The organism is Pantoea nemavictus, from assembly GCF_037479095.1.
Lineage (GTDB): Bacteria > Pseudomonadota > Gammaproteobacteria > Enterobacterales > Enterobacteriaceae > Pantoea > Pantoea nemavictus.
The window spans coordinates 3,125,659-3,142,524 of the sequence record NZ_JBBGZW010000001.1; the positions used below are offsets into that span (position 1 = coordinate 3,125,659).

The 16,866-nt window shown below is 58.7% G+C and carries 13 protein-coding genes; 8 read left to right on the forward strand and 5 right to left on the reverse strand.

Annotation, left to right across the window (positions count from 1 at the left end):
• The first annotated feature begins 139 nt into the window (after positions 1 to 139).
• From WH298_RS14265 to ppnP, 4 genes are all read left to right on the forward strand, one after another.
• Positions 140 to 1,699 (forward strand): OPT/YSL family transporter, encoded by a 1,560-nt coding sequence (locus tag WH298_RS14265; protein WP_049850795.1) that lies wholly within the window; start codon positions 140 to 142, stop codon positions 1,697 to 1,699.
• 15 nt (positions 1,700 to 1,714) lie between these two features.
• A complete protein-coding gene (locus WH298_RS14270) occupies positions 1,715 to 2,647 on the forward strand; it encodes a DUF1177 domain-containing protein (RefSeq protein ID WP_180823155.1) in 933 nt (310 codons plus the stop codon).
• 2 nt (positions 2,648 to 2,649) lie between these two features.
• Positions 2,650 to 3,327 (forward strand): AroM family protein, encoded by a 678-nt coding sequence (locus WH298_RS14275; RefSeq protein WP_036620377.1) that lies wholly within the window; start codon positions 2,650 to 2,652, stop codon positions 3,325 to 3,327.
• A gap of 104 nt (positions 3,328 to 3,431) precedes the next feature.
• Positions 3,432 to 3,716, forward strand: coding sequence for a pyrimidine/purine nucleoside phosphorylase (gene ppnP, locus WH298_RS14280; protein ID WP_007887052.1), 285 nt, complete (start codon positions 3,432 to 3,434; stop codon positions 3,714 to 3,716).
• A 203-nt stretch (positions 3,717 to 3,919) separates the two neighbouring features.
• Here the strand turns inward: ppnP and rdgC are convergent, their stop codons facing one another.
• Positions 3,920 to 4,831, reverse strand: a complete 912-nt coding sequence (gene rdgC, locus WH298_RS14285; protein WP_049850796.1) for a recombination-associated protein RdgC — start codon at positions 4,829 to 4,831, stop codon at positions 3,920 to 3,922.
• Positions 4,832 to 4,976: 145 nt separating this feature from the next.
• On the opposite strand from rdgC, the gene mak reads away from it, so the two are divergent.
• Both mak and WH298_RS14295 read left to right on the forward strand, forming a co-directional pair.
• The gene (mak, locus tag WH298_RS14290) at positions 4,977 to 5,888 is read left to right on the forward strand and encodes a fructokinase (RefSeq protein WP_007887050.1); all 912 of its coding nucleotides are present in this window, start codon (positions 4,977 to 4,979) and stop codon (positions 5,886 to 5,888) included.
• A gap of 164 nt (positions 5,889 to 6,052) precedes the next feature.
• Positions 6,053 to 7,216 carry an IS481 family transposase gene (locus WH298_RS14295; RefSeq protein ID WP_422616031.1) on the forward strand — a complete coding sequence of 388 codons (1,164 nt, stop codon included), beginning with the start codon at positions 6,053 to 6,055 and terminating at the stop codon, positions 7,214 to 7,216.
• A gap of 140 nt (positions 7,217 to 7,356) precedes the next feature.
• Here the strand turns inward: WH298_RS14295 and eat are convergent, their stop codons facing one another.
• The gene (gene eat, locus WH298_RS14300) at positions 7,357 to 8,721 is read right to left on the reverse strand and encodes an ethanolamine permease (protein ID WP_180823157.1); all 1,365 of its coding nucleotides are present in this window, start codon (positions 8,719 to 8,721) and stop codon (positions 7,357 to 7,359) included.
• Positions 8,722 to 8,980: 259 nt separating this feature from the next.
• Here eat and WH298_RS14305 point away from each other — a divergent pair, with 259 nt between their 5' ends.
• Complete coding sequence (locus tag WH298_RS14305; protein ID WP_180823158.1) at positions 8,981 to 9,985, forward strand: phosphotransferase enzyme family protein; 1,005 nt, start codon at positions 8,981 to 8,983, stop codon at positions 9,983 to 9,985.
• A 255-nt stretch (positions 9,986 to 10,240) separates the two neighbouring features.
• Entirely contained in the window at positions 10,241 to 11,338 is a 1,098-nt protein-coding gene (qhpR, locus tag WH298_RS14310) for an AraC-like transcriptional regulator QhpR (protein ID WP_180823159.1), read from the forward strand.
• Here the strand turns inward: qhpR and WH298_RS14315 are convergent.
• The 3 genes from WH298_RS14315 to sbcD all read right to left on the reverse strand — a co-directional run bounded on the left by WH298_RS14315 (position 11,262) and on the right by sbcD (position 16,678).
• On the reverse strand, positions 11,262 to 11,672 hold the full coding sequence (locus tag WH298_RS14315) for a cell envelope integrity TolA C-terminal domain-containing protein (protein ID WP_161804870.1): 411 nt from the start codon (positions 11,670 to 11,672) through the stop codon (positions 11,262 to 11,264). The two genes, qhpR and WH298_RS14315, sit on opposite strands and share 77 nt — an antisense overlap.
• 111 nt (positions 11,673 to 11,783) lie before the next feature.
• A complete protein-coding gene (locus WH298_RS14320) occupies positions 11,784 to 15,464 on the reverse strand; it encodes an AAA family ATPase (protein WP_180823160.1) in 3,681 nt (1,226 codons plus the stop codon).
• Positions 15,461 to 16,678, reverse strand: coding sequence for an exonuclease subunit SbcD (sbcD, locus tag WH298_RS14325; protein WP_007887041.1), 1,218 nt, complete (start codon positions 16,676 to 16,678; stop codon positions 15,461 to 15,463). The genes WH298_RS14320 and sbcD overlap by 4 nt, the downstream gene beginning before the upstream one ends.
• Positions 16,679 to 16,866: the final 188 nt, after the last annotated feature.

Below are 16,866 nucleotides of genomic sequence, written 5' to 3' on the forward strand. Positions count from 1 at the left end.
GCGCCACACCAGGGAAATAGCAGGTCTTCGGACCTGCTTATTTCAATAATCAGGGAACGATTAAATAAATATGTGGATGTCCCGCGTGTCGGGCATTGCATTTTAAGGCGTTTCTACAGGGTGAAAATACGGGGATCTCATGCGTCAAAATAATCCAATAAAAAGTGTTGGCGTTGCCTTAATGCTGGTTCTGCTATCCGTTGCAGGCGCCATTATTGGGGTACAGCTTATTACCACCATTGGGGTGACACCCAATACCTCTATTATCGGCGCGCTGTTTGCCATGCTGCTGGCGCGCATTCCACTGCAATGGTTTCGTCGCTACCGTTCGATTGAAGTACAAAACCTCGCGCAAACCGCTATCTCTTCTGCCACCTTTGGCGCCGCCAACAGCCTGCTGATGCCGATTGCGGTGCCGTGGGCGCTGGGCGAACCGCAGCTGGTGCTGCCGCTGTTTGTTGGCGTCAGCGCGGCGATGCTGCTTGATGCTTATCTGCTCTATCGTCTGTTCGATACGCGCGTGTTCCCCGCCAGCAATGCGTGGCCGCCGGGCGTGGCGGCAGCGGAAGCGATTAAAGCCGGGGATAAAGGCGGTCGTCAGGCGTGGCTGCTGGTGGTGGGGATTGTCGGCGGCATTGTCGGTTCGATGCTGAAGATTCCGATGTCGGCGTTTGGTACCGCGTTTATCGGCAATATCTGGGCGCTGAGTATGCTGGGTATCGGTTTTCTGCTGCGCGCGTATGCGCAACCGGTTGCTGGTATTGATATCAACGCCCTTTATATTCCGCACGGCGTGATGGTCGGTGCCGGTTTAGTCGCGCTGATTCAGGTGGTGCAGGTGATTCGCAGTCGCCGTAATGACCAGATCAACGTCAGCCGCAGCGATAGCGAAGTGAAGCGCTCGCTTGGCTTTGGCACCGTGGGTTATATCGTTATCTCCACGCTGCTGGCGCTGGCAGGTGGTTTGTGGAGCCAGATGGGCCTGCCGATGCTGGTGTTGTTTATTGTTTACGCCGCCTTTGCTGCCTTTGTACATGAACTGATTGTCGGCATCGCCGCCATGCACTCCGGCTGGTTCCCGGCCTTTGCGGTGGCACTGATTACGCTGATTCTCGGCATTCTGCTCGGCTTCCCGCCGCTGGCGCTGTGCCTGCTGTGTGGTTTCACCGCCGCAACTGGCCCGGCATTTGCCGACATGGGCTATGACCTGAAAGCCGGCTTTATCCTGCGCGGTAACGGCGCAGATATGCAGCAGGAGCTGTGGGGCCGCCGCATCCAGCTGATCGCCGCCATGATCGCCTTTGTCATCTGTATTCCGGTGGTGTGGTATGCGCATACTATTTTCTTTGCCGAAAATCTGCTGCCGCCGGTGGCGCGTGTTTACGCGAAAACCATTCAGGCCGGGGCGGAGCCGGGTATCGCCGGTAACCTGCTGATGTGGGCAATTCCGGGCGCCATCATCCAGTTAATCGGCGGACCCAAACGTCAGCTCGGGGTGCTGCTGGCGACCGGTTTGCTCATCAATAACGCCGCTGCCGGTTGGGCGGTGATGATCGGTATCGCGCTGCGAATCATCATTTTGCGTGTGTGGGGCGAGCGTGGACGTTCACCGATGGAGGTGATGGCCGCTGGATTTATCGCCGGCGACGCGCTCTACAGTTTCTTCCATTCACTCTTTGCCAGTAGCACTAAGAAATAATCCAGGGAATTCATTATGAGTTTACAGCAGACACTGCAGGTCTTTGAGTTACTCGATAGCGCCTACATTGATGGCCAGCAGGTGGTGGATTTGTTCGCTGCTTATCCGGGCGTTAGCGCCAGCACTACCCGCGTCAGTGGGCCAAAAGGGCGTACCGATTTTGTCCGCATCGATATTCCCGGCGCGCAGGGCAAGCGCAACGGCGGCAATGCGCCAACGCTGGGTATTATTGGTCGTCTTGGCGGCATCGGTGCGCGTCCAACGCGGATTGGTATGGTGTCTGACGCGGATGGTGCCGTGGCGGCAGTCAGCAGTGCGCTGAAGCTGGCGCAGATGCAAACCAAAGGCGATGTGCTGGCGGGCGACGTGATCATCACCACCCACATCTGCCCGGATGCGCCCACTCGTCCGCACGAACCGGTCGATTTCATGGATTCGCCGTGCGACGACATCACCATGAATGACAATGAGGTGATCGCTGGCGTTGATGCGATTCTGTCGATCGACACCACCAAAGGTAACCGCATCCTTAATCACAAAGGCTACGCGCTGTCGCCTACGGTGAAAGAGGGCTACATCCTGCGCGTGTCGGAAGATTTACTGCGCATCATGGAGATGACCAGCGGCAAACCGGCGGTCACGTTCCCGATTACCACGCAGGACATCACGCCCTACGGCAACGGGGTTTATCACCTCAATAGCATTCTGCAGCCCTCCACCGCCACCGATGTGCCGGTCGTGGGCGTGGCGATCTGCGCGGAATCGGTGGTGCCGGGCTGTGGTACCGGCGCCAGCCACGAAGTGGATATCGCCTCTGCGGTGAAGTTTGCGGTGGAAGTGGCGAAAGAGTTCGGACGCGAAACCTGCCAGTTCTATGACGCGCAAGAGTACGCTGTGCTGCTATCTTTGTATGGTAGTCTCAGCCACTTGCGTAACCGGAAAGCCTGATGATGAATACCTCCCTGGTCACACTTACCATTGGTCAATCACCGCGCAGCGACATCTTGCCGCTGCTGCAGGAACATCTGCCCGCCGATCAGATAGCACATGCCGGGCTACTCGACGGCCTGACGCTGGCCGAGGTCGAGCAGCAGTATGCGCCCGCGCCGGGCGATAAAGTGCTGGTCTCGCGCATGACCAGCGGCGAGCAGGTGCGTCTGTCGGGACCAAAAGTGGAGCAGGGACTGCAGCGTAAAATCACCGCGCTGGAACAGCAGGGCTACGACACCATTCTGCTGCTGTGCACCGGCGAGTTCGGCACGCTGAAAACGCAATCCGCTTTATTGCTGGAGCCGGATCGCATCATCCCGCCGCTGGTGCGCGCGATTGTGCAAGAGCATAAAGTCGGCATCGTGGTGCCGGTCGAAGAGCAGATTGCCGAGCAGGCCAACAAGTGGCGCAACCTGACGAGCCCGCCGTGCTTTGCCGTGGCCAGCCCGTATCTGGCCGAGCAGGCCGATTTGGTAGAAGCCGGGTTGTCGTTGCAGGAGCAGGGCGCGGATGTGGTGGTGCTGGATTGCATCGGTTATCACCAGAAGCATCGGGATTTCCTGCAAAAAATGTTGGGCATTCCGGTACTGCTGTCGAACGTGCTGGTGGCCAAGCTGGCGGCAGAGTTGATCGTCTAAGGCGGATAGATCACAACTTACGATCGGTGGCGCTATTTCGCGTGACAGATCAGCGAGTTCCTTAGTAATCTGCCAGTCACGATAATGTGCTGTGAGGAAGTAATATGCTCAATACGAGTGAGTATTTCGACGGAAAAGTGAAATCCATTGGTTTCGACAGCGTGACCATTGGCCGTGCCAGCGTTGGCGTGATGGCGGAAGGTGAATACACCTTCGGTACCGCTCAGCCGGAAGAGATGACGGTAGTCAGCGGCGCACTGAAAGTGCTGCTGCCGGGCGAAACCGAGTGGAAATGGTACGAAGCCGGTTCCGTCTTCAGCGTTCCGGGCCAGAGCGAATTCCATCTGCAGGTAGCCGAGCCTTCTTCTTATCTGTGCCGCTACCTCTGATTTACCCGTCATACTTCGCGCTGCAGATGCGTTGGCTGCGTGTGCTCACCCCAGTCACTTACTTTAGTAAGCTCCTGGGGATTCTCACCCTTGCCGCCTTCCTGCAACGCGAATTATTTAGGGTAAAATTCTGTGCGCTAGATGGTTTTAAACCTGCGATTCTGTTTTGGATTGCAGGTTTTTTGCTTTAATTATGCACCGTTTTAACGCTTCGCTTCGCCGCCTAACGCTTCTACCAGGTTAGCGATCAGCGCGGCCAGTTCGCTGCTCATCAGAATGAAATCAGCATCGAAACGTTGAGCGAAATCGTCGCGATCGATGTCATCATTCTGCTCACGCAGCGTGTCGCTAAACTTCAGGCGTTTCACCGAAGCATCGTCGGCAATGACAAACTGAATGCGCTCCTGCCAGTCGAGCGCCAGCTTGGTGACCACTTTACCGGCTTCAATATGCGTGGCGATTTCATCGGAGATCAGATCCTGTTTCTTGCAGCGGATCACGCCGCCATCTTCCAGCATCGCTTTCAGCTCGGCTTCATCCATCAAGGCAAAACCAGCCGGCAATTCACCGGAACGCACCCATTCGGTCAGCGTCAGCTCGATCGGATTCTCCAGCGTCAGCGGCACCACCGGCAATGAACCGAGGCTTTTACGCAGCAGTGCCAGCGTATCTTCGGCTTTTTTGGCGCTGGCGCAGTCAACGATGATCAGATTGTTGACGGTGTCGATCCACATAAAGGTCTGGCTGAAGCGGCTAAATGCGCGCGGCAGCAGGCTATGCAGCACTTCATCTTTCAGCGAGTCTTTCTCAGTCTTCTTCAGCTTGCGGCTCTGTTCCGCCTCCAGCTTGTCGATTTTGGCTTCCAGCGCCTGTTTCACCACTGGCGATGGCAGGATCTTTTGTTCAGTGCGCGCACAGATTACGATCTGACCGTTAATCTCATGCGTCAGCGCTTCGCTGCGGTTGCCCATCGGTGATACCCAACCGGTTTTCGCCATATCCTGGCTGCCGCACGGTGAAAAGGTGAAGGCGTCGAGCTGCTTTTCCAAATCGTCTGCGGACAGCGGGATGTCACGATTCAGACGATAAACCATCATATTTTTAAACCACAACATCGGGATTCCTTACCGTGGGTGCGATCGGGCGCACAAGTCTCAAAGTCAGCGCGCATGATAGCGAAACATCGGATTCGTTTCATTGCCTTTCCCGATTCAGCCTTCTACTGTATTTGTCACCAGAACGAATAATGAGGAATAAATCGTGCGTATTGGGATTGATTTAGGCGGCACTAAAATTGAAGTGATTGCCCTGTCCGATCAGGGACAAGAGTTGTTCCGTCACCGCGTCAATACGCCGCGTGATGACTACGCTGCCACGGTTCAGGCGATTGTCGATTTGGTGTTGCTGGCGGAGGAGAAGACCGGACAGCAGGGCACGGTGGGCATTGGCATTCCCGGCACCCTTTCGCCTTATACGCAGCGGGTGAAAAATGCTAACTCTACCTGGCTGAACGGACAGCCGCTGGATAAGGATTTGGCGCAGGCGCTGAATCGTGACGTGCGCATCGCCAATGACGCGAATTGTCTGGCGGTTTCCGAAGCGGTGGATGGTGCGGGCGCGGGCCAGCCGCTGGTGTTTGCAGTGATCATCGGCACCGGTTCAGGCGCGGGCGTAGCGATTGGCGGCGAGTCACGCATCGGCGGTAACGGTAACGCCGGCGAATGGGGCCATAATCCGCTGCCGTGGATGGACGAAGATGAACTGCGTCACCGCGCGGAAGTGCCATGTTATTGCGGGTTGCAGGGCTGTATCGAGACATTTGTTTCGGGCACCGGCTTTGCCATCGATTATCAGCGTTTGAGCGGTAAGGCATTGAAAGGCGCCGAAATCATTAAGCTGATTGAGCAGCAGGATCCCGTGGCGGAACTGGCGATGAATCGCTACGAAATGCGTCTGGCGAAATCGCTGGCGCAGGTGGTGAATTTGCTTGATCCGGATGTGATTGTGCTGGGCGGCGGGATGAGCAATAACGATCGGCTGTATCAAACCGTGCCGGCGCTGATGAAACAGTGGGTGTTTGGCCGTGAGTGTGAAACGCCGGTATTGAAGGCGGTGCACGGTGATTCAAGCGGTGTGCGCGGGGCCGCATGGCTGTGGCCGGTGAAGGGTTAGGATTCGGTGTGTGCTGGCTGTCCCCCTCTTCGTACCGTGCTGGTTGCCCCCCACCTCGGTCCTCCCCCATAAATGTGTTCAGTCCGGGGAGATCGTGAACACTTGTTCGGGGACATGGTAGACACTTACAACTAAGGCATAAGAACCCGTTTATGGAGTCGCTTATGCCCTGGGATGCGAGAGATACCATGTCATTACGTACTGAGTTTGTTCTGCTCGCCTCGCAAGACGGGGCGAACATCCGCGAGCTGTGCCGCCGCTACGGCATTTCTCCCGCCACCGCCTATAAGTGGCTTCGCCGCTGGGCTGAGGAAGGGCCGTCCGGTCTTCAGGACCGCTCACGCACGCCCCGTCATTCCCCCGGCAGGTCGCCCGACGACATCACTGACCTGCTGCGTATGGCGCATGAGCTTCATCAGCGCTGGGGAGCACGCAAGATTAAGCGCTGGCTCGAAGAACGCGGACACCGCATGCCCGCCTTCAGCACCGTCCATAACCTGATGGCCCGCCACGGCCTGCTGCCGGGACTGGCTCCGGGTATCCCGGCCACGGGGCGCTTTGAACACGCGGCCCCGAACCAGCTCCGGCAGATGGATTTTAAGGGCCACTTTCCCTTTGGCGGCGGCCGCAGCCATCCGCTTACCCTGCTGGACGACCATTCCCGGTTCTCGCTGTGCCTTGTGCACTGCGCTGACGAACGGCGCGAGACGGTACAGGAGCAGCTGGTCAGCGTCTTTGAGCGCTACGGCCTGCCGGACCGGATGACGATGGATAACGGCTCACCGTGGGGCGACACGACCGGGACCTGGACGGCAGTGGAGCTGTGGCTGATGCGGCAGGGTATCCGGGTGGGCCACTCCCGGCCTTACCATCCGCAGACGCAGGGCAAGCTGGAGCGCTTTCACCGCAGTCTGAAGGCGGAAGTGCTGCAGGGAAAGTGGTTCGCGGATAGCGGAGAGCTGCAGCGCGCCTTCGACCACTGGCGGGCAGTCTACAACCTCGAACGCCCGCATGAGGCGCTGGATATGGCGGTGCCGGCGTCGCGCTATCAGCCATCATCGCGGCAGTACAGCGCCCGCGTAACGTCACCGGAATACGACGAGAGCGTGATGGTCAGGAAGGTGGATATCAGCGGGAAGCTGAGCGTAAAAGGCGTCAGCCTGAAGGCAGGCAAGGCGTTCAGGGGAGAGCGGGTTGGGCTGAAGGAGACGCGGGAAGACGGTTACTACGAAGTGTGGTGGTACAGCACAAAGGTGGGGGTGATCGACCTGAAGAATAAGTCGATCACCATGGGTAAGAATGTTAAAAAGTGTTCACCATGTCCCTGAACACCCGTTTACCATGTCCCCGGACCGTACAAAATGGGGGAGGAAGATGCTGCTATATGTGAGTTATGAAGCTGCATATGGCAGCGTCTCCTTCTCCCGCTTGCGGGGGAAGGCCGGGATGGGGGACAGCCAGCACATACTCACTCACCTATTAACATCGAATCCCGCGGCGCGTTGTCGCGCTGTGATTTAGTTGCCAGGAAGTAGACATACCCCACCGCCATAATCGCCACAAACAATCCGCCAATTACCGGGTTAAACCACAGCATTGCCACCAGACACACCAGCGACAGCACCAGCGCAATACCCGGCACAATCGGATAGCCCGGCGCGCGGAAGCTGCGTTCCATCTCTGGAGCGGTGCGGCGCAGTTTAAACAGGCTCAGCATGCTCATCAGATACATCACAATCGCGCCGAACACCGCCATGGTGATCATCGCGGCGGTCAAGGTCATGCCCTGCAAATTGATGAAGCCATCGCTGTAAATCGCGGCGATACCAATTAAACCACCAGCGATAATCGCGCGGTGCGGCGTCTGGAAGCGTGACAGTTTCGCCAGACTTTGTGGCAGATAACCGGCGCGGGCGAGGGCGAAGAACTGCCGTGAATAGCCAAGAATAATGCCGTGGAAGCTGGCAATCAGACCAAACAAACCGATCCACACCAGCATGTGCATCCAGTTGGAGTTCTCACCAACAATCATCTTCATCGCCTGCGGCAGCGGATCGTTGATATCCGACAGCTTGCGCCAGTCACCTGCGCCACCGGCCAGCAGCATCACGCCAATCGCCAGCACCACCAGCGTGATAATGCCGGTGATATAGGCCTTGGGAATGGTGCGCTTCGGATCTTTGGCTTCTTCGGCCGCCATCGCAGCGCCTTCAATCGCCAGGAAGAACCAGATGGCGAACGGAATGGCGGCAAAAATGCCCGACATCGCTGGCATACCGAAGCTATCGCTACCCGCCCAGCCATTAGCGGCAAAGTTGGCAAGGCTGAAGCCCGGCGACACCACGCCCATAAACACCAGCAGCTCGAGCACCGCCAGCACGGTGACCACCAGTTCAAACATCGCTGCCAGCTTTACGCCAAGAATATTCAAGGTCATAAAGACGATATAAGCACCTACCGCCGCCGTTTTCGGATTGAGGTCGGGATATTGCACGTTAAGGTAAGCGCCAATCGCCATGGCGATGGCGGGCGGCGCGAACACGAACTCAATCAGCGTCGCCAGGCCGGCAATCAACCCACCAGTTTCGCCGAACGCGCGGCGGCTATAAGCAAACGGGCCGCCCGCATGCGGAATCGCCGTGGTCAGTTCGGTAAAGCTGAAAATGAAGCAGGTATACAGGGTGGCGATCATCGCGGTGGTAATCAGAAATCCCAGCGTGCCCGCCACGCCCCAGCCGTAACTCCAGCCGAAATACTCACCGGAAATCACCAGTCCAACCGCGATGCCCCACAAATGCAGGGTGCCCAGCGTGGGTTTGAGCTTATTCGTCATCATCTTCTCCCCGTCGTCGTTGTTGGTGCGGCAGCTTCACCGCGCTTTTTTATCTTTGCGCTACAGTGAAGTGATAATGCCGCTGCCGTACGCGGGAAAACTTGACGCGGGCGCAGTGAGTTTTGTCTTCCACGGTCAACTCGCCAGCAAGAAAAGTGCCAGATGCACGCTGCGGTCAACTTTGACTGGTCTGCGGTCAAGCAGTCAGGACGACGTCATCCCATGCTGATAACACCTGCTTGATGCTGGAGACTGATGAATGATTGCCGAACAATCCGATAGCTTAACCGATGCTGAAATCACCCGGCTGGCGCATCAGGCGCTGGTCGCTTATCCCGCCGCGCTGCGCGGCGACCTGAAGCTGCTGTGCCGCTCGGAAAATGCCACCTTTCTGTTGCAGGCGGCGGGCAAGCGTTATGCGCTGCGTTTGCATCGCCCCAACTATCACAGCAAAGCAGACATTCAAAGCGAACTGCTGTGGCTGGATGCACTGCGCGACATCGGCATCATGGTGCCGCAGGCGATTGCGGCCAGCGATGGCGAAACCGTGTTGACGTTAGCGATGGCCAACGGCGCCGAGCGCTACGCGGTGCTGTTCCACTGGATCGAGGGCGAGATGCCAACCACGGATGTCGATCCCAAAGCCTTTCAGCAGCTCGGTCACATCACCGCGCGTCTGCACCAACACAGCCGCAGCTGGCAGAAACCGGCCGGTTTCCAGCGCATCATCTGGGATCATCACACCATGGTCAGCGATCGCAGCCATTGGGGGCGCTGGCAGGATGCGCCGAACCTCAATCCGGCCGATCACGGCATCGTCGCTGCCGCGGTGGCGCGCGTGGGACAGGAGCTGCAAGGCTTTGGCAAAGGCGCGGATCGTTATGGTTTGATCCACGCCGATCTGCGTCTGACCAATCTGCTGCTGCACAAAGGCGAAACGCGGGTGATCGATTTCGATGACTGCGGGCTCGGCTGGTATCTGCACGATCTGGCGGCAGCGATCAGTTTCGTGGAGCATCATCCGCGCGCCGCCGAATGGGTGGATAACTGGATCCTCGGTTACGAAAAAGTGGCGCACATCAGCGATGAAGAGATGGCGCTGGTGCCGACGCTGTTGATCCAGCGCCGCATTCAGATGACGGCGTGGATGGGATCGCACGCGGAAACGGAGATGGCGCTCAGTCTGGGGCCGCAGTGGGCCGATCATTCCGTGCGTCTCTGTCGTCGTTATCTGGAAACCAATCAGCTGCCGGTCGGCGTCTGATGCACCAGCAGTGAGCAGCGCTGCGTCGTTGCGGCGCACGGAAGGCCGCCATTTATGGCGTAATGTCACTCACTTAAGCAAAAAATTGCGTTTATACGAAGGTGCGCATGAATGCGCACCCTACGAAACCCCGCCAAATCACCGTAGGGTCGCCATTTATGGCGGCCTCACATCTGAATCCACCGATTACCCGCCTGGTACGAAAATTGCTGGAATCCTCTGCCTGTTTCACTCGCGCCATCCTGAGAGGTTCCGATGCCATCACTGATAACCCCCACCGAAGCCTTTAGCGCCTTGTCCATCAACGCCAGTAACCGTGGCGTGCTGGCGGCGGCCGCTACCGGCCTGAGCGCGTTTATTACTGACAAGGGCGGCGATGTCGATCGCATCTTCGGCATCAGCGGAATCAACTCGGAATTGCTGGCGAGCCCAACCTTAAGTTTGGGCTTGGTGAATTATTGTCGCGTGATGGAAGAGGCGGCGCGCCACGCCGATTTTGATAACTTCGGTTTGCACTACGGCAAGCAGTTCAAACCGCAGTCATTAGGCTTGATTGGCTACATTGGCCTGTGTTCGCCGACGCTGGAGCAGGCGCTGCACAACGTGGTGAATGCCTTTCCGTGGCACCAGCACGATACGCTGACGCGGCTGGTGGATAAAGGGGAATGCTGGCGGCTCGATTATCAGGTGCGCCACGGTGCCATCCTGTCGCGTCGCCAGGATGCGGAGCTGACGCTCGGCATGTTCCTCAATTTAATCCGCCACGTTGCCGGCAAGCATTGGGCGCCGCGCGAAGTGCATTTTGAGCATCCGCGCCCTGAGCAGTGGCACGAGCACTGCAAAGTGTTTGATGCGCCGGTCTGGTTCGATCAACCATTTAACTCGTTACTGATCCCGAAACGCGATCTGCTGCGCAGCATGCCGGAGCACGATCCGATGCTGCTGATGGTGATGCAGGATGCCATCCGCCGCCTCAACAGCGCCGCCAGCCTGCAAAGCGTGGTGGAACAGGCACGATCACAGGTCAATCTGTCGCTGATGCAGGGCGAACCGGTGCTGGAAGAGATTGCCGAAAAAATGGGGTTGTCGAGCTGGTCACTGCAGCGGCGACTGCGCGAAGAGGGCATTAGCTTCACGGCGCTGGTAGACAAGGTGCGTTGCGAAATGGCTACGCATTATCTGCAACAGAAACAGCTACCGATCTCGGAAATGGCGCTGCTGCTCGGTTATTCCGAGGTCAGCGCCTTCTCACGTGCGTTCCGCCGCTGGTTTGGCATCAGCCCGCGCCAGTGGCGCCAGCATGGACTGGCGAACCCGGTGCAAAACCAAACCATGCGGGTTGGCCAGGATTAGGCGGCTGAGGTAAATCTTTGGTTTGCCCAATCAATTGCCAGGCGCGCAGGCACAAGCTTTCATCGCCTTGCGTCTGCGTGACCGCGTAGCGCCCGCTGGGCTGCCACTCCAGTCGCACCAGACATTGCTGACCGGCATAACGCTTAGCATCGCGGAAATGCTGGTTAAGCTGGTGCTGCATGCCATCGGCCCATTTGCAGGATGCGCTGCCCGGCGCACTCTGCGGCTGGCACAGATTGGCGATGCTATCCTGCTGTTTTGGCTGAGCCTGCTGGCAAGCGCTGAGCGCTAAAATAATCACTGCGCCGCTCAGCAACGCGATAATTCTGTTCATCAAATTGCCTAGAGTATTCTCGATTATTAGCCACAGTCTACAGGCCGCATTCAGCATTGCTATGGCATTACTCCGACTGTTGGCAGAACCAGAATTTGCCGCCGCCGCAAGCTACTCTTCGCCGGGCAACTCCAGCTTGCTGTAACCCAATCCGTTCATCTTCCGCACCCGAATCTGCACCGGAATGCGCTCCTTCATCGCTTCCACGTGGCTGATTACGCCGATGGTTTTGCCGCTGGCGTTCAGCGCATCCAGTGCATCCAGCGCGGTATCCAGCGTTTCCGCATCCAGCGTGCCGAAACCTTCGTCAAGAAACAGCGATTCGATACGCGTTTTATGGCTCACCAAATCGGACAGGGCTAACGCCAGCGCCAGGCTGACAAGGAAACTCTCACCGCCCGACAGCGTGCGGGTATCGCGCGTGGCGTCTGCCTGCCAGGTATCAACCACTTCCAGCTCCAGCTCTTCGCTGACGCGACGCTGCAGCAGGTAGCGGCCGTGCAGACGATCGAGCTGGCGATTCGCCAGCCATACCAGATGATCGAGCGTCAGTCCCTGGGCGAAGCGGCGGAATTTATCCCCTTTGGCGGAGCCCACCAGATCGTTCAGACGGCCCAGCTGGGACAGCTCCACTTCATCAGCGGCGATTTGCGTCAGCAACGACTGCTGCTGCAGACGCAGCGCGGCATCGCTGTGCAGCTGCTGCTGCGCTTCGCCCTGCTGGCGCGCGTTGTCGCGTAGCGTCATGCGCAGCTGCTCCAGCTGTTGCTGGATGTTGGCGGCGCTGTCATCACTGAGCTCCGCCGGACGCTGCTGCTGATGTGCAGCCTGTCGCTGGCTGAGCTGCTGGTGTAGCGTGAGCTGCTGCTGACGCCGCTGCTCAAGCGTTTGCAGCCGCTGGCGCAGCTGCTGCACCTCGCTTTCCTCCAGCAGTGCGGCACGCAGCGCGGCTTCATCAGCAAAATCACTCTGCTGTAGTGCGGCAAGCAGGGCGGCTTCCGCCGCGGCTACGCGATCGTGCAACGTCTGCTGCTGCGCGGTGATTTGCTCACACTGACCATTCAGGCTGTGCAGCGCGCTTTGCGCCTGTTGCCACTGTTGCAACTGCTGCGCCAGCGCCTGTTCACGCTGTTGCAGGGCGGCGTGCTGCTGCTGGCGCGCTGTCGCCACTGACTGCTCGCCAAACAGCTGCTGACGCTGCTGCTGCTGTTGCTGGAGCTGTTGCTGCAGGGCGCTGAGCGAGTGCTGCAATTCATCGAGACGCTGCTGCTCGCGTAGCTGGTTCTGTTGCAGGCTGTTGCGCTCACCCTCGGCTTTGGCCAGCTGCGGCTGCAATTCTGCGAGTAACCGCTCACTTTCCTGCCATTTGCTCCAGCGCTGCTGCAAGACGCTAAGCCAGTTTTCGCGCGCCCCCGGTTCCGGCAGATGAAGCTGGTGCTGCGCTAACTGCTGCTCCAGCTGCTGCGCCAGTTGCTGCCTGGCGCTGCGTTCGCTGGCTTCGCGCTGGCTAAGTTCGTCCAGTGTTTGCTGCGTGCTGGCGATCTGCTGCTGCGCCAGCTGCTGCTGGTTTTGCTGCTGCTGCCACAACTGCTGCTGGTGCAGATGGGCATCCTTCGCCTGCTGCACGGCGCGCGCGGCGTTTTCCCGTGCCTGAAGCTGCTGCTGCTGGTTGCTTTCCTGCGCATCCTGCTGCTGCAGCCACTGCGCGAATGCGTCCTGCTGCTCCAGCGAGCAGGACAGGGCAAGCGGGTCGCACAGCGTTTGCCACTGCGTTTGCGCCGTCGCCAGCTGCTGGTCGAATTCGTCAATCTCCTGCTGCAAGGCCTGCTGCTGTTGCAGCGACAGCTTCTGCTGCTCGCCTTTGGCGGTGCCGGACTCTTTTAACTGCGCCACACGGGTTTCTAGCGCGGCCAGTCGCTGCTGGTTTGCGCCGGGTTCAAGCTGCTGATATTGCGCAATGGCGGGATGCTGGCACGAGCCGCACAGCGGGCAGGGCTGATCCGGCTGTAACTTCGCGCGTTCGTCAGCCAGCTGCGCGATGGTGCGCTCCAGCTCGCAAATTTTGCGCACATCCAGCAGCGCTTGATGTTCGCGTTTGTACTCTTCGCGCAGCGCCTGCAACGCCTGTTCAGCGTCCTGATGCTGTTGCTGCAGCTGCGTTAATTTCTGCTGACGCTGCAACCGCTGCGGCTGCAGCGAGCGCCACTGCGCGGCTAACAGGCTGAGCTGCTGACGCGCTGCGCGCTGCGTTTGATGCTGAGCCAGCGCGCTGCGCAGCTGAGTCGTGCTGACTTCGGCCTCGAGCGAAGTTAGTACTTGCTCCGCTTGCAGGCGCAGCTGAGCAGCGTGAGCTTCGGCCTGCTGCAGCGGCTGCGCCGCCTGTTCACGCTCAGCCTGCGCCTGTTGATGCTGCGCAAGCTGGCTGCGCTGCTGCTGTTGCTGCGCATTCAGCTGCGTCAGCGTCTGTTCGCGCTCATCGAGCCGCGCGATCTCCGCCTGCCAGCGCGTCAGTTCTGCGCCCCAATCGGCGACAGCGGCTTCGCGGGTACGGAATTCCTGCTGCTGGGTGAGCTGCTGCTGTAAACGTTCACTTACCTGCTGTTGCTGACTTAGTGCGGCTTGGCTGTTGTGCAGCGCCTGCTGCTGCTGAACGTGTAGCCGTTGTTGCTCGCTGAGCTGCTGGGCGTTATTGGCGATGCGGTGATCCAGCGGAATAACCTGTTCGGTCAGCAGCGTTTCCAACTGCTGCTGTTGCTGGATAGCCTGCTCACGCGCCTGCTGTGCCGCTTGATAGTGGCTTTCGCCCTGCTGCAGAGCGGTTTTCGCCTGCTGCTGTTGGCTGTGAAGCTGCTGTGACTGCTGCTCCAGCGACAGCCGATCGCGTTGCAACTGTTCGCGCTGCTGCAACTTATCGCGCAGTTTTTCTGCCGGTTCGGCACGCGCCAGCCGTTGACGATCGCTATCGGCCTGCTGCCAGGCCTGTTGTGCAGCGAGCAGCGTCTGTTCTGCCTGCTGCTGTTCCTGGGTGAGCTGCTGCGCTTGCGTCAGCCAGTGCTGTTGCTGCTGCGCCTGCGTCAGCTGTTGGTTGAGGATTTGCTCCTGCGTGCCGAGTTCTGCCAGCTGTTGTGTCAGCTCTGCGCGCCGCGCCTCGTCCAGCAGCGACATGCCGCCTGCGCGCGCGCGCAGGGTATCCAGCTCGCTGCGGGCGCTGCGCCAGCGTTCGTAGATCTGAATCGAAATTTGCCCGTAGATCTCGGTGCCGGTCAGCTCTTCCAGCAGCTCGGCGCGTTCGCCGGGTTTGGCATTGAGGAAGGCGGCAAACTGGCCCTGCGACAGCATCATGGAGCGGGTAAAGCGCGCGAAATCGAGTCCGGACAGGGTTTCGATCGCTTTTAGCTTGTCACCGACTTTATCCGCGACGATCTGATTATCGGCGACGCGCGCCAGCTCGACGCGCGGTGCCTGTAGCTTACCGTCGGCCTGACCGCGGGCGCGATTCTGGCTCCAGAAGGCGCGCCAGGCTTCACCTTTGATTTGAAACTCAACTTCTGCCAGACATTCGGCGGTGTCGCGGGTGATCAGCTCATTTTGCGTTTGCGACAGCGTGCCAAGGCGCGGCGTCTGGTGATAGAGCGCCAGACAAATGGCATCAAGCAGGGTGGTTTTGCCCGCGCCGGTGGCGCCGGTAATGGCAAACAATCCGTTACTGGCAAAGGGCTCGCGGCGGAAGTCGATAAACCATTCGCCGCGCAGTGCATTGAGGTTTTTAAAACGGAGCGTCAAAATTTTCATGCTAACGGATTCTCCAGCGCGGCCAACTGGCTGCGGAACAGCAGCGTCAACTGCTCGGCCTGGTCGGCGTCCAGCTGATCATCCTGCGCCAGCCGGCGGGCAAACACCTCTTCCACTTTTAGTTCACTCAGGGTTTCGTTATCCAGTCGCTCCAGGCTGCGCTGTCGCTGTTCACGGCTGCGGCGCACCAGCAGCACTTCAACCGGCAAATTTTCCGTCAAGGCTTCGATGCGGCGCTGCAAGTCGCTGAGATACTCCTGGGTGGTGATTTCGATGTCCAGCCAGGTTGGCTGCTCGCCTGCACTTGCGCTGAACTGAGCCAGCTGATGTTCGATCTCCGCCATGGAGCCTTTGAGCATCTGCATCGGCTGGAAGTGGGGAATGGGCAACGGCGTGACGGCATCGAGCGTCGCGCTGAACTCCAGCAGGAACACGCTTTTCTCGCGGCCGAGTTCATCAAAGCTGAGTGGAATCGGCGAGCCGCTGTAGCGAATATGGTCGCTATCGGCGATGCGCTGAGGACGATGAATATGGCCCAGCGCGATGTAATCGGCGGGCGGGAACGCCTGCGCCGGGAAGGCATCCAGCGTGCCGATATAGATGTCGCGTACGGAATCGCTTTTCGTAACGCCAACGGTGGTGAGATGGCCGGTGGCAATAATCGGTAGCGTGCTTTCCAACGCATCGCGCTGCGCCTGCGCGGCGGCGAAGCACTGCTGATAGTGCTGCGCGATGGCTTCCAGCAGGGAAATCTGCTTCTCGCGCCCGGATTGGCCGGCCTGGCTGCGCAAAATATCGCGCGGACGCAGATAAGGAATGGCGCACAGCAGCGCCCCCGGCGCGCCATCGCGCTGCTTCAGGGTTAATACCTGCTGCTCGCCGTGGGGCGTCGCGCTGGTAATCACCTGGGTATTCAGGCAGGCCAGCAGCTCGCGCGATTCATTCAGCGTGGCGACCGAATCGTGATTACCGGCCAGCACCACCAGTTGACAGCCGCTGGGCTGCAGCGCCACCACAAAACGGTTAAACATTTCGCGCGCGTAGCTCGGCGGCGATCCGGTATCAAACAGATCGCCGGCGATGATCAGCGCATCCACCTGATGCTGCACAATCTGATCCAGCAGCCAGTCGAGAAACGCCTGATGTTCTCTGGCCCGACTTTTGCTGTAAAAGAACTGGCCGAGATGCCAGTCAGCGGTGTGAATGATGCGCATGTTTGCTCCGTGCTGAGTTTAGCGAAGGCGAATTATAACCACTTAAGATCACAAAGAAAAAAAGCAGATTTTTATTGTGACATTTCCGTTTTTTATCTATCTATCTTAAGGCGGTGTTTTCATAAAAGTGTCATAAAACTGACGCATAATGGCGCCGCAAATCCCAGTGACACGGTGTCACACTAGCA